The sequence below is a fragment of the Acinetobacter genomosp. 15BJ genome (assembly GCF_000400715.1).
GTDB lineage: Bacteria > Pseudomonadota > Gammaproteobacteria > Pseudomonadales > Moraxellaceae > Acinetobacter.
This window is the reverse complement of sequence record NZ_KE007347.1, coordinates 169067-182248: the sequence shown is the minus strand read 5'-3', so window position 1 is coordinate 182248 and position 13182 is coordinate 169067. Positions and strand designations below refer to the sequence as shown.

Sequence of the window (13182 nt, the reverse complement as noted above, 5' to 3'; positions counted from 1 at the left end):
TCCTTTCAAGCTGTCCATTTTCCAATTATTGATAAGGAATGATGGCTAGTTTAAACTAAAACAACCTACACTAAAACCTACACTAATGTTTTGGCTTAGGCTGTATTTGCTTAGATTTTCTCCTACACCTTCGGATATTCTGTTTATGTTAAACACTATTAAATACATTGAAAATAAAGGACTTAACAACAATGAATGATAATAATAGCATAGCAGACCTTTCAAACCACACCCCAATGATGCAGCAGTATCTCAAAGTCAAAACAGACTATCAGCATGCATTGCTGTTCTACCGTATGGGTGACTTTTACGAGCTATTCTTTGAAGATGCACATTTAGCAGCCAAACTTTTAGGTATCACCCTCACCCATCGTGGCAAAGCCAGCGGTCAACCGATTCCTATGGCTGGCGTTCCTTATCACGCAGCAGAAGGTTATCTCGCGCGTTTAGTCAAAGCTGGGCGTACAGTCGCGATCTGTGAACAAGTGGGTGAAGTCACAGGTAAAGGCCCTGTTGAACGTAAAGTTGTCCGTATTTTAACGCCTGGTACCTTAACCGATGATGCGCTGCTTGGTAGTTACCAATCATCAAATCTGGTCGCACTGTGTATTCAACAAAATCAAATTGGTTTTGCCTTACTCGATCTGAGCGCAGGTATTTTTAAAGTTCAACAACAAGACTATAAACCTGAACAACTCGCAATTGAGCTGGCGCGTTTAATGCCAAGCGAAATCCTGATTGATGAAGATCTTATTGATAAAAATATTATTGAACAAATTAAGAAAAATCTGGACTGTCCAATCACCAAACGTCCAAACGTTGATTTTAATTTAAATAATGCGCAAAAAACGTTGTGCGATCAGTTGAGTGTTTCAACCTTATCTGGTTTTGGATTAGATCCGATTCCTCTCGCGAAAGCTGCTGCCGCGGCGTTGATTCACTATGCGAAAGAAACCCAAAAAACAGCTTTACCACATATTCGTTCAATTCAAATTGAACAAAGTACCGACTTCATTGCACTTGACCCAATCACACGTCGCAATTTAGAAATTATTGAACCACTATTTGATCATGGTACATCGCTGTTCCAATTGATTAATGATTGTCAAACAGCGATGGGCGGACGCTTACTGAGCCGTACGTTAATGCAGCCTATTCGTGATACTGCTGTTTTAGATGCGCGTCTTGATGCAACTGAACAATTGTTAAAGGGCTATCATGAATCACCACTTCGTTTAGTTTTAAAAGAAATTGGCGATATTGAACGTGTACTGAGTCGTGTTGCGTTAGGCAGCGCTCGTCCGCGAGATTTGGTGCAACTACGTCAGGCTTGTGCACAAATCCCTTTTCTACGCCATGCCTTAGATCCTGTTTTAAAAACCCAGCAATCTAAATTATTAATTCAATTAGATGAAGAACTTGGTGACTTTAAGAGTCTGCATCAACATCTGATGGCTGCAATTGTTGAAAGTCCACCAGTATTACTACGTGATGGCAATGTAATTGCAGAAGGTTATGATGATGAACTGGATGAGTTACGTAAAATCCGTGATCATGCTGGACAATTCCTGATTGACTTGGAGATTAAAGAGCGTGAACGTACTGGGATCAATACCCTAAAAATTGGCTACAACCGTGTCAGTGGCTATTATATTGAACTCACCCGTGCGCAGGCAGAACAAGCACCAGCAGACTATATTCGTCGTCAAACCCTTAAAAATGCTGAGCGTTATATCACGCCAGAACTGAAAGGTTTTGAAGATAAAGTTCTTTCTAGCGAGTCACGTGCCCTCGCCCGTGAAAAACTTTTATTTGAATCATTATTAGATGAATTGCGTCAAAACATTGCGCATTTACAGATGATGAGTGCTGCAATTGCCTATATTGATGTGCTGGCAAACTTTGCACATCAAGCTCGACTCAATAATTGGGCTAGACCTGAATATACACCTGAAACCAGTATCAAAATTCAGGCAGGTCGCCATCCTGTCGTCGAGGCTTTGAATAAAGCCCCATTCACCCCGAATGATACCTTCCTAGATAGCCAACATCGCATGGCGATTATTACAGGACCAAACATGGGGGGTAAATCGACCTTTATGCGTCAGACCGCCTTGATTAGCCTACTTGCCTATTGCGGTAGTTTTGTACCCGCTAAATCGGCAAAACTAGGTTCGATTGACCGTATCTTTACTCGTATTGGTTCTGCCGATGATTTATCGACAGGTAAATCTACCTTTATGGTCGAGATGACTGAAACCTCTCAGATTTTGCACCATGCGACCAGTCAATCTTTAGTCTTGATGGATGAGGTTGGTCGTGGTACCAGTACTTATGACGGTCTTTCCTTGGCTTGGGCCTGTGTGGTTGATTTAACCAAACGGGTGAAATGCCTCTGCCTATTCGCAACACATTACTTTGAGTTGACTGAATTGGGTGGCGAAGCGGGCATTGATAACTATCATGTTACCGCACAAGAACTAAATGGCAATTTGATTTTGCTGCATAAAGTTCAACATGGCCCAGCGAGTCAAAGTCATGGTTTACAGGTTGCCAAGTTAGCCGGTATCCCTGCCAACGTGATTAAAGAAGCACAAAAGCGCTTGAAGATTCTGGAAAAACAACAGCATCAACATTTACAAAGTAGCGTGCAGAATGATTTGTTTAGTGCTGTTGAACATGAGATCGAAACTCAAGTTATCGAGCGAGTTATTGAGGTTGAAAAACCATCACCTGCTTTAGAATTATTACATCAAATTGATGTCGATGATTTAACACCACGTCAGGCATTAGAGCAGCTTTATTCACTCAAAGCTGCTCTGAAATCTTAAATGTACTTTCTGGAACAAGTTGATCATTTCAGCTTGTTCCAAAACCATTTCCTGTTTATTTTTGACTGATATCACTCAACCTAAAAAGACTAAATAGATTTTTGTTCAGTATCCAACTTAAGGGAAAGCACAATTAATATTCAGTTTAAAACCTTACAATTTTCAGAAATTGATCTAATCTGGCAACAGATTAGTCGGCGTGAACTGATCAGCCAAATGTATGTCCAACAGGGTTTAGATTTGCAACTCATTGATTGTTTTTATGATGAGCAAAATTGGGATGCCTATCATTTGGAAAATGATCCTCCTTTGCTCAAAAAGTTACATCAACAAGGGGCTTTATGCGTAGGTGGATTTGACGAATCTCATCAGCTGATTGCTGTACAGGTCGTTTCCAATCAGCACATTGCTGATTATCCTGAAGCAAAGTTACTGCAATATTTTTATGTAGATGCTAATCACCAAGGTTTAGGTATCGGTACTCAGTTGATGCAAGCTGCTATCGCATCTGCAAAGCAACTCAATGCAAAACAACTCTATATTTCGGCTACCCCAAGTAAGCGCACTGTAGACTTTTATCTTAAACAAGGCGCTCAACTTTTAGCACAACCTGATCAACAGCTGTTTGAACGAGAACCCGAAGACATCCACGTGCTCTACACGCTTTAACTTTTTACAACACCAAGCAAAAATGAAAGCGTGTAGATGACTCAGCCTTGTTAATTAGCTGTTTTAACTGAGAATAAAAATAAGATTCAGTTGCAATGAATGGGCTAATTAAGCAGATCACCACTTTATTTTTTAGTCAAAAATCTTAGCAACTGATAATATTTTCTTTATTATCAATATATTAATTCATTTTTCATATGTATAAATAAACAATATCAATAAAAGCAATTGTTTGTTTACCCCTTTTTTGCCTACAATACCTCATTCCAAACAAAAAACCGTATTTTTAGGTAGCTGTCGCCATGACCTTTGTTGTCACTGAAAATTGTATTAAATGTAAATATCAAGATTGTGTTGAAGTTTGCCCTGTAGACTGTTTCTACGAAGGTCCTAACTTCCTTGTTATCAATCCAGATGAATGTATCGACTGTGCGCTTTGTGAACCAGAATGCCCAGCAAATGCAATTTTCTCTGAAGATGAATTACCAGAAGGTCAAGAAGTCTTTATCGAACTTAATGCTGAATTATCAGAAAAATGGGCGGGCAACAACATCACACAAATTGGTGAACAGCCTGCAGACCGTGAAGAATGGAATGGTAAGCCAGACAAGCTACAATATTTAGAAAAATAATTCAAAAGGCCAGTTTTACTGGTCTTTTTTATACCTGAACCACACATTTCTTTGCAATTACATCATTATTCATGCGCTATTTTGCATTAAAATAGTACGCCTACAGATTTTGAACTGCCTTTTTATGATGCGAAATAAATTACAGGGTCTATTATCATTATTTATCATCCCTGTGATGATGGCGGGCTGTACCAGCTCAACCACAAAAGTAAATCAGAACCAAGGTAAAAGAATTTACATTCCCCAAGAACAAGTCACTTTTACCCGTCCCATCCCAAACAAAGTTGAGCCTGCCTCTTATCGCCAATGGCTGAATCAAGGTGAAAACTATGCACGCGTTCGAGAATATGAACAATTTTTAACGCGCAATAATGTGGCACATATTATTCCAAGTTTTGAATTATTACGCACCGCTCGTGACTGGCAAAAATGCGGCCGTACTGAATATATGGTGCCTAACCGTGAATTGTGGGGTAATTCCCTTTCGACCTTACGGGTCTTTAAATATTTAATTGCTGCCAAAATCTTGACCGATTTTGAGGTGACTTCTGTCTATCGAGACTTACCACTCAATCAATGTGCAGGTGGTGCTGGCTCGTCGAAACATTTATTCAATTCAGCCATCGATTTCCGTATTGGACCTGAATATCCTCAACCGCAAGACTATGCCTATATTGAACAAACCAAGTTTAAGCTATGTCAGTTCTGGGCGCAGCATGGTCAAAGCTTAGATTTAGGCATTGGTTTATATAGTTCTGGTCAAATCCATATCGATACCCAAGGCTATCGTACATGGGGACCTGATCTTACCCGCAATAGTTCAATGTGTAATTTCTAAAACAGATATCGCAATAAAAAGAGATCAAAATGATCTCTTTTTTGTTTCATGATGATGATTCATACAGCAATCAAATTGCACTCTGAGCATAAATGTTTAAAATGCAGCTAACAGATTCATAGGTAAACTTGATTATGCAACAGATGTGGACCGAGATTGATGACTATATCAATTCACATTTAATTCCCACAGATCCAAGACTTCAACATGCGTTAGACAATACTGATACTCAGGGTTTTTCTAATCATTTGGCTGTTGCACCTAATCAAGGCATGTTTTTGCAAATGTTGATTCAGATGAATCAATGCAAACGCGTATTAGAACTCGGTACATTCGGTGCATATAGTACCATTTGGCTTGCCAAGGCCCTTCCTGAAGATGGTTATCTACTGACCGTTGAGGGGCGCGATACTCACGTGGTTATCGCTCAAGAAAATATTGATTATGCCAATATGCCAACGAATATTGAACTCAAAAAAGGACGTGGTGCCGATATTATGAATCAACTGATTGCTGAAGGCAGCGAAGCATTTGATTTGATATTTATTGATGCCGATAAGCAAAGCTACCGAGAATATTTTGAACTCAGCCTCAAACTGTCTCATTCAGGCACAATCATTGTATTAGACAATGTGATTCGTGCAGGTGCGATCATCGATGAAAATAACAAGAAACCAAGTATTGAAGGGATCCGTGAAGCATTCACCGCTTTGAAAGATCATCCTCAGCTGCTTTCTTGCACGGCTTTGCAAACGGTTGGTTCAAAAGGTCATGATGGTTTTGCCATTGCGATCGTAAAATAGAGATTAAAAAACAACCTATTTAATTTAGTTGTGCAATATCAACAAATTATATTTATCTCCAGTGCTTTTCCATACAGTTATCCACAGGAATTGCGGATAACTATATGGAATAAAATGAATCACTTAGCAACTAATAGTGGAACATTGGCATTACGGAAAATCGTCGTCGTGATACTACCCAAGAAAAATTGATGAATTTTACTGTGGCTAAATGCACCCAATACAATCAATTGAATATCGTGTTCTCTTTGATATTCCAGAATATTTTGGGCTACATCACCATAACGATATACTGAGACCACTTCCAAACCAGCATCTGTTAGATACTTTTCAGGTTCAGTCAACATTTCTGGATGATCCCCCACATAGAGCAAATGACATTGTAATGTTTTCAACAAGTCACTTTGTGCAATGCGTTGCAACATCTTTTGGCAGGTCGGTGAATATTCATAAGCAAAGATAAAGCGTTTGGGTGGCTGAAAATGTTCCCCAACGGTAATAACCGTACAATTTGCACCACGAATAAAGTTTTCAACATTACTTCCAATCGGCTTGTTCTTCTCAGCAGCGCGCTCACCAACTCGTCCAATAATGACCACATCATTTTCATTCAGAATATTAAAGCTTTGCTCAAGAAAATCGCCTTTTTCCTGAATTTTGGTGCTGCTTAGACCGTATTGTTTTTCGATCAACTCAGAAATGTGATTCAGCAAATTGTTACTATAATCGAGCGCTAACTCACTCTGTTTTTGTTCCAACTCTGCGAGTTCTTTAAGTAGCATGGCATTACTTTCAAAGCCAATCACGCCACTGATTTCACCTAAATGGTAGCTAGCTGGGTAATAGTCCAAGATTTGCAACAATACCAACTCTCTTTGCGTTTGTTTCGCAACCCATACTGCCGCCTCAGCAACAGCGTCAATGCAGGGTGAAGAATCAATACATGCAATTACACGGTTCATTTTCGCCTCTCTCTAGGTATATACCTTAGGTCTTCTACTTATTTTTAACTTAACATAGATAAAAGCATGGTGGGTTAAATTTATGTATCGAATCTCATACACTTTTTTATTCGCTTCGGTAACGAATTAATTTTGCGGGGTTCCCTGCAACCACTGCATAATCCTCAACATTTTTGGTCACCATACTGTTCATACCTACCACAGCATGATCGCCAATTTTAATTCCATCTTTAATCCCGACATGCGCTCCTAGCCAGACATCCCGACCAATCTCAATGCCTTTAGATGTAACGGGTTGTTGATAGATCGGACGATCCATTTCCATGCCATGATCAAATGCATATAGATGGCTATAAGCAGCAATTCGAACTTGATCATGCAACTTAATCCCTGTACGACCGCCATCTAAAATACAATGATGGTTAATTGCCACTTCATTACCAATTTCTAAGGGGCCATGCAAAGTGCAATCCGCAGCAATAAAAGTATTATCTCCGATACTGATCTTGCGACCACGTTCAGCAAAGATATGAGCTAAGGGTGATATAAAACAGTTCTGACCGATTTCAACTGTTTCCATATCCATCAAATAGGATTGGTACTCGGCTTGCCATGCTTCAGCCCATTCGCGATGTTTGGGTTTTAAAGTCCAATATAACCACGGCATATAGTTCAGACGCTGTTTATGTTGCTCTCGGTATTTTAATAAAGGATCATGTGTCATTTTCTTGTGTCTCTATTACTTTAAGCAGTTCACGTCCTCTACTCACATCTTGCAGTTTCAGCCGCAAAGGTTCAATTTGATGAACTTGTAATCGCGCCTGAATCACAACGCCAGTATCGATATAGCTTTCCTGATACTCAATCTGTTGTTGCACCAACTCATACTGAATAATTGCCCATTCATTAAATAGACAGGAAAATTGAACTTCTTTCTTTTCAATCAGCTCTATTTTTTCAGCCAAGACCAAACATTGCCCTGCACAGCCACCATATGCACGAACCAACCCACCTGTCCCCAGCTTAATCCCACCATACCAACGATTCACCAATACAATCACATTGGTCAACTCATTACCTTCAATCGTTGCAAGAATTGGACGGCCTGCGGTTCCTGAAGGCTCACCATCATCATTAAATCGAACTTGATGCCCAATTTTCCATGCCCAACATTGATGCGTTGTCGACAGATCTTTATGCTCTTCTAAAAAGTTCTTAACCTGCTGCTCATTTTCAACAGCAGCAGCAATCGCTTGGAAACGACTTTTTTTGATTTCTTCTTCAAAAGTGACCATATTGGCAAGAGTGAATGACATAAAACATAAATACAAATTTAAAACGAGATTATAGCTTTTTAGCACCTAAATAAAAAACCTCGCATCAAGCGAGGTTTTTTATCATCATAAATTAACGTTCGCGTAGTGCTTCTTTGGCTTTATTAAACGGTTTCAACAAGTAATCCATAATGGTTTTCTGCCCAGTGCGAATATCCACTGTCGCTACCATCCCTGGTGTAATACTAAATGCCTTACCCGCCTTGTTATATAGACGGTCTGAATCCGTACGGATATAAACACGATAGTAGAACTGATCTTGCTTGACCTCATCTCGAATGGTATCTGGTGAAATCACAGTCACTTTACCATCCAAACCTCCATAGATTGAATAATCATAAGCCGTAATTTTAACCAAAGCTTCCTGACCAGGACGAATAAAAGCAATGTCTCGTGGTGAAATACGTGCCTCGATCAACAACTTATCTTCTAAAGGAACAATGGTCATCAACTTACCATTTTGAGGAATCACACCACCCAAAGTCGTAACATCAATTTCTTTCACAACGCCCCGTACAGGTGCTTTAAACACCGCACGTTCTAAACTGTCATTTCGACCATTTACAATTTGCTGCTGAGTTTGAATATCGGTATTTGCCTTAGATAATTCTTCTCGTGCTTTGACATAGTACTGGTTGCGCGTGTCGTTGATTTTATTGTTTAGATCATTGGCTTCACGCTTTAAACGCAATACCTCAACTTCACTGGCTGCACCTTTCGCAACTAAGGGTTCGGTCATCGCCAATTCTTGTCGTACCAGTTTCGCGGCTTGCTCATAGCCTTCAATTGACTGCTCTAGATTGGCACGACGTGACAAATACAGCGCCGTTTCTTCTTGCACAAGTTTAGGGCTCTTTTGCACATCTTCAGGAAAACTTAATGGCGAACCTGTTACCTCAGCACGTAAACGTGCTGCTGTTGCCTGTGCAGAAATGAGTAAAGACTTTGATTCCCCGACATTAGAAGCAAATCGTGTTGGATCAAGTTGAGCAAGGATTTGCCCTTTTTCAACCACATCCCCTTCATTGACATCCAGTTTGGTGAGAATTCCCCCTTCAAGCGATTGAATAATTTGCTCTTTTGAAGAGGGAATCACTTTCCCTGTGCCCGTTGAAACTTCTTCTAAATTAAATAACCATGCCCAGATTAAGAGTGAAAGTAAACCAATCCCAATCATCCAAACAACAAGCGTCGAACGAGGTAACTTTGGTTCATTATAGGTTACGTTCATGGGACGACTGCTGTTCTGTTGTTGTTCACTCATAAAATTTCCTCAAAGTATTAAACTATTTTTTGTTTTATCGTTGATTGTTGTAAAACTTGATCTACAGGTCCATCCATGACAATCTTGCCTTCATTCATGACAATAATTCGGTCAACCAATTCCAAAACAGCACGTCGATGCGTTGCAACAACTAAAGTCCGATAACCGAGCCAGCTCTTTAAGTGATCAATTAATTGTTTTTCAGCTACATCATCAATTGCAGCCGTGGGTTCATCGAGCAGTAGGATATTTGGCTGACGAATTAGTAAGCGTGCTAGCAATAAAGCTTGTCTTTGCCCCCCAGAAAAACCAACACCACCTTCTAATACCAAATGATCTAGACCTTCTTTCTTTTCATGCACAAAACTCAGTGCGCCAGTCACTTTTAGTACCTTTAATATATCCTCATCGCGCGCTAAAGGTGCGCCAAGGGTTAAGTTTTCACGGATGGTGCCATAAAATAAATGAGCATTCTGATTAAGTAAGCCCATATCACGACGCACATCAGCAGGATCAATCAAACTAATATCCAGATCATCCAAATACACTGAGCCAGAATTAGGGAACTGCATCGCAGATAAAATCTGTAATAAGGTCGATTTACCTGCACCATTGCGCCCTAAGATCGCAATACGCTCACCTGCACGAATTTTAAGTTGTGGAATGACCAAACTTGGGCGTGGGTCATCCTCAGTATATTGAAACACCACTTTTTTCAACTCATAATCGCCGTGCAGCACTTCTTTATGTACCAAATGCGCTTGATCTGGTTGATCTACAGGTTTCTGCATTAACTCATCTAAGCTTTTCTTCGCCACTTTTGCCTGCTGCAAACGACCTAAAATACCCGTGATTTGTGAAATTGGTGCCAACATACGCGAAGATAAAATCGAACAAGCCACCAATGCACCTGTGGTCATATCGCCTTTCATGACTGCAAAACAACCCACTAGAATCACAGCCGCATAAGTTAACCCCTGAATCTTTTGCGTCCACGCAGTCAGTACCCCCACAATCTTACGTTGCTGCATACTGATATCAGCAGACACTTCATTCATATGGTTCCACTGGTTTTGGAAGCGAGACTCCGCGCGTAATAATTTAATATCTTCAATGCCTTGTACAGCTTCTACTAAAATTGCATTTCGAATCGAAGATTCACGCATCCCTTCTTGTGCAAGCTGTGCCAATTTATTTTGTGCCAAAATCGCAGGCAAGATCATTAAAGGTACGACCAATAACATCACCCAAAATAAGTTACCACCAATGATTGCGAAGATAATCAGGAACAAAAAGAAAAAGGGTAAATCGGCAATGGCCCCCATGGTCGTTGATGTCACTAGATCTCGAACACCTTCTAACTCACGGATCTGAGAAATAAAGGTTCCCGTTGACTTAGAGCGCTCACTATTCTTAATCCGAATTGCATGACCAAATACGCGATCAGAAATACGTAAATCTGCCCGTTTACCAATAATATCTGAGATATAAACCCGTGAAAGTCTTAATACAAACTCAAAAATCGCAGCAATCAGTACACCACTCGCAAGTACCCAAAGTGTTGGAATCGACTGTGATGGAACAACTCGGTCATAAACTTGCATTGAAAAAATAATCGTGGCCAAGGCCAAAATATTGGCAATCATTGAAGCCAACATGATATCGATATAGCGTTTCCAGTCTTGCAATACAATTGACCAAAACCAGCTTGCCTCGTATGGTTTGATATATTCATCAATACGCGCATCAGGTACTGACTGTTCAGGACGAAGCACATATACATTTTTAATAATATGCTTCAATGCACCAACGGCAAATTTTTGGGATAAACCCTGATCGCCACTGAGTTGAACACTCACATGACCAGAGCCATCTGCCTTATCAATAACACCAACCTGCCCGTCGGCTAATTCCACCAGTACAGGTAAACGCCATGGGTTAATCACGTCGTCACTAAAGGCAACTCTTCTAAGGTTTAATCCAACCTGTCTGCTGATTAACACTAAAACTTCATCTAGATTCTGGTTTTGATTCCAGTCAAGCTGTAAGCGAATCCGTTCCTCAGAAGGTTCAATTCGATAATGCTTTGCAATGGTCAGTATGGCTTGTAACCAAGGCTGATAGTTTATTTTTGTAGTAATCATGGTTGTACCTCAAATCCTTGGATTTTTATATTATTGAGGTCATAGGCTTGGCGAGAACGTCCTGTCGCAGCAATATATTGAGCAATACTGCTGTAAATGTCATAACGTGCCGTTTCTGCCTCTGAATTCGCACTATGAATCGCCTGTTCTGCATTTAACAGATCAACCAGAGTCCGTGTTCCCAACTTATATTGTTCTTGATAAAGTTCTCTTGTTCGTATTGTTGTTGCTTGTTGTCCTGCTAAAACCTGCATCTGACGCTGTTTATTTTCAATTTGTTCTCTGCTGGTTCGAATCTGATCCAACACTTTTAAATACACAGCATTGACTTGTGCTTTCGCTGCCTCTTCAGCAAAACTTGCCGCACGAGTTTTCGAGGAAGTTGCCCCACCTTGATAGAACTGGCTACTGGCTTCAAACATGATCGCACTATCGAACCCACCCTCTTTATCATTTCCAGGGTTCCTACCATGTAAAGCTTGACTCAGTTCTCCTTTTACAGATAGTGTCGGATAATTACTGATCTGTGTCTGTAATTTTTGATTACGGGCGACCTCAATTCCAGCCTGAGCTGCAATCATTTGTGGAATGGTATTGAACTGTGGTGCAGCATATAAATCTGATTGTGTTACAAAATCTTCTGAAATAGTCCATTGTACATTTCGTGTATCAAAACCTAATAAGGTATACAAATGCTGCTGATATTGACTCAGCAAAGATTGTTGCGCAATCATCGCTGATTGAGCGGATTGCAAATAGGATTGGGCCTGTATGGGATCAGCCTGACTACTAATTCCCGCATTGGCACGCAGATTTGCCATCTCTTGGATACGCTTAATTCCAGCAATCTGCTGATTCGCAATTTGGATGAGTTTTTGATAACGCTGAATATTAACAATTGTTTGCGCAACATCTAATGAAATATCATCAATTTTAACTAGAACATTCGCTTGTCCAACGACAACTTTGGCTTTTTCGACATCAACACCGGATTTAACTTTACCGAAGTCATAAAGCATTTGTGCAGCACTTAAAGTGAGCAACTGTTGACCTCGAGTACTTTTTTTACCTAAGTCACCTGTGCTGACCCCACCACCTATCTGTGGATAGTAGCCCGATTTGGCAACATCAATATTGGCATTTTGTGAAGCTAATGACGAAATTCCTTGTGAGATTTCAGGGTTCCGCTGTACTGCAATCTGTACCGCATCTTTCAGTACTTTTCGCTGATTCTGCCAGAAAGCAGTTGGAACCGTATCGACTTAAGGACGACCTGATCCAACCACAGGCAAATCACTCCCCAACGAAGCATCAACAGAAAAATTACTTAATTTCTGCATTTGTGCCACTTTAAACTCATCACTACTTTTTGGGACAAAAAGCTTAGAAATATTGTTCTTTAAAGTGTGATACTGCTCACTTGGAGTTGTTGCATGTGTCATTGGCACAGATAATGTTGCTACATAAAGTAACCACTTAAAATCCATACTTTTTTTCCATGATCCATTATTCACTTTTATATCGTTGTGCAAGTTCATATTTTTTTCGTATTGTTATCATTTCAGCATTTTCATTTTAAGCATTTTTTTATAAAAAACACTACGTTCCGCACATAATTTCATCGCAAGATATATGTATATTTTTGTAAAACAGTTCACATTTTAATAGATTATGCCAGTGTAATGGAATATGTAAAATATATATT

Annotated in this window: 10 protein-coding genes and 1 pseudogene; 5 read left to right on the top strand and 6 right to left on the bottom strand. The window is 40.0% G+C overall.

The genetic code is table 11. The features are described from left to right. The first annotated feature begins 191 nt into the window (after positions 1-191). The 5 genes from mutS (at position 192) to F896_RS13110 (ending at position 5773) form a co-directional block, all read left to right on the top strand. A complete protein-coding gene (mutS, locus tag F896_RS13095; protein ID WP_016163112.1) occupies positions 192-2831 on the top strand; it encodes a DNA mismatch repair protein MutS in 2640 nt (879 codons plus the stop codon). Between the two features lie 93 nt (positions 2832-2924). Next, positions 2925-3500 (top strand): GNAT family N-acetyltransferase, encoded by a 576-nt coding sequence (locus F896_RS0119695; protein ID WP_032882128.1) that lies wholly within the window; start codon positions 2925-2927, stop codon positions 3498-3500. Positions 3501-3802: 302 nt separating this feature from the next. Beyond that, positions 3803-4132 (top strand): ferredoxin FdxA, encoded by a 330-nt coding sequence (fdxA, locus tag F896_RS13100; RefSeq protein WP_004652744.1) that lies wholly within the window; start codon positions 3803-3805, stop codon positions 4130-4132. A 124-nt stretch (positions 4133-4256) separates the two neighbouring features. Beyond that, complete coding sequence (locus tag F896_RS13105; RefSeq protein WP_004652742.1) at positions 4257-4970, top strand: D-Ala-D-Ala carboxypeptidase family metallohydrolase; 714 nt, start codon at positions 4257-4259, stop codon at positions 4968-4970. 134 nt (positions 4971-5104) lie between these two features. Beyond that, positions 5105-5773, top strand: a complete 669-nt coding sequence (locus F896_RS13110; protein WP_016163110.1) for an O-methyltransferase — start codon at positions 5105-5107, stop codon at positions 5771-5773. Between the two features lie 119 nt (positions 5774-5892). Here F896_RS13110 and F896_RS13115 read toward each other — a convergent pair whose 3' ends face one another. The 6 genes and pseudogenes from F896_RS13115 to F896_RS0119690 all read right to left on the bottom strand — a co-directional run bounded on the left by F896_RS13115 (position 5893) and on the right by F896_RS0119690 (position 12964). Then, the gene (locus F896_RS13115) at positions 5893-6735 is read right to left on the bottom strand and encodes a universal stress protein (RefSeq protein ID WP_016163109.1); all 843 of its coding nucleotides are present in this window, start codon (positions 6733-6735) and stop codon (positions 5893-5895) included. A 106-nt stretch (positions 6736-6841) separates the two neighbouring features. Beyond that, on the bottom strand, positions 6842-7459 hold the full coding sequence (locus F896_RS13120) for an acyltransferase (RefSeq protein WP_016163108.1): 618 nt from the start codon (positions 7457-7459) through the stop codon (positions 6842-6844). After that, positions 7449-8051: an IMPACT family protein gene (locus F896_RS13125; protein WP_032882127.1), complete on the bottom strand. Its 603-nt coding sequence runs from the start codon at positions 8049-8051 to the stop codon at positions 7449-7451. Before F896_RS13125 ends, F896_RS13120 begins: the two co-directional genes overlap by 11 nt. A gap of 91 nt (positions 8052-8142) precedes the next feature. Then, complete coding sequence (locus tag F896_RS13130) at positions 8143-9333, bottom strand: HlyD family type I secretion periplasmic adaptor subunit (protein WP_016163106.1); 1191 nt, start codon at positions 9331-9333, stop codon at positions 8143-8145. 17 nt (positions 9334-9350) lie between these two features. Then, positions 9351-11474: a type I secretion system permease/ATPase gene (locus tag F896_RS13135; protein ID WP_032882330.1), complete on the bottom strand. Its 2124-nt coding sequence runs from the start codon at positions 11472-11474 to the stop codon at positions 9351-9353. Continuing rightward, a pseudogene (locus tag F896_RS0119690) lies at positions 11474-12964 on the bottom strand (TolC family protein). Before F896_RS0119690 ends, F896_RS13135 begins: the two are co-directional and overlap by 1 nt. Positions 12965-13182: the final 218 nt, after the last annotated feature.

Bases quoted from the DNA above. Each gene is read 5' to 3' on its own strand.
- mutS (WP_016163112.1), top strand. From the start codon at position 192: ATGAATGATAATAATAGCATAGCAGACCTTTCAAACCACACCCCAATG.
- fdxA (WP_004652744.1), top strand. From the start codon at position 3,803: ATGACCTTTGTTGTCACTGAAAATTGTATTAAATGTAAATATCAAGAT.
- F896_RS13105 (WP_004652742.1), top strand. From the start codon at position 4,257: ATGATGCGAAATAAATTACAGGGTCTATTATCATTATTTATCATCCCT.
- F896_RS13110 (WP_016163110.1), top strand. From the start codon at position 5,105: ATGCAACAGATGTGGACCGAGATTGATGACTATATCAATTCACATTTA.
- F896_RS13115 (WP_016163109.1), bottom strand. From the start codon at position 6,735: ATGAACCGTGTAATTGCATGTATTGATTCTTCACCCTGCATTGACGCT.
- F896_RS13120 (WP_016163108.1), bottom strand. From the start codon at position 7,459: ATGACACATGATCCTTTATTAAAATACCGAGAGCAACATAAACAGCGT.
- F896_RS13125 (WP_032882127.1), bottom strand. From the start codon at position 8,051: ATGTCATTCACTCTTGCCAATATGGTCACTTTTGAAGAAGAAATCAAA.
- F896_RS13130 (WP_016163106.1), bottom strand. From the start codon at position 9,333: ATGAGTGAACAACAACAGAACAGCAGTCGTCCCATGAACGTAACCTAT.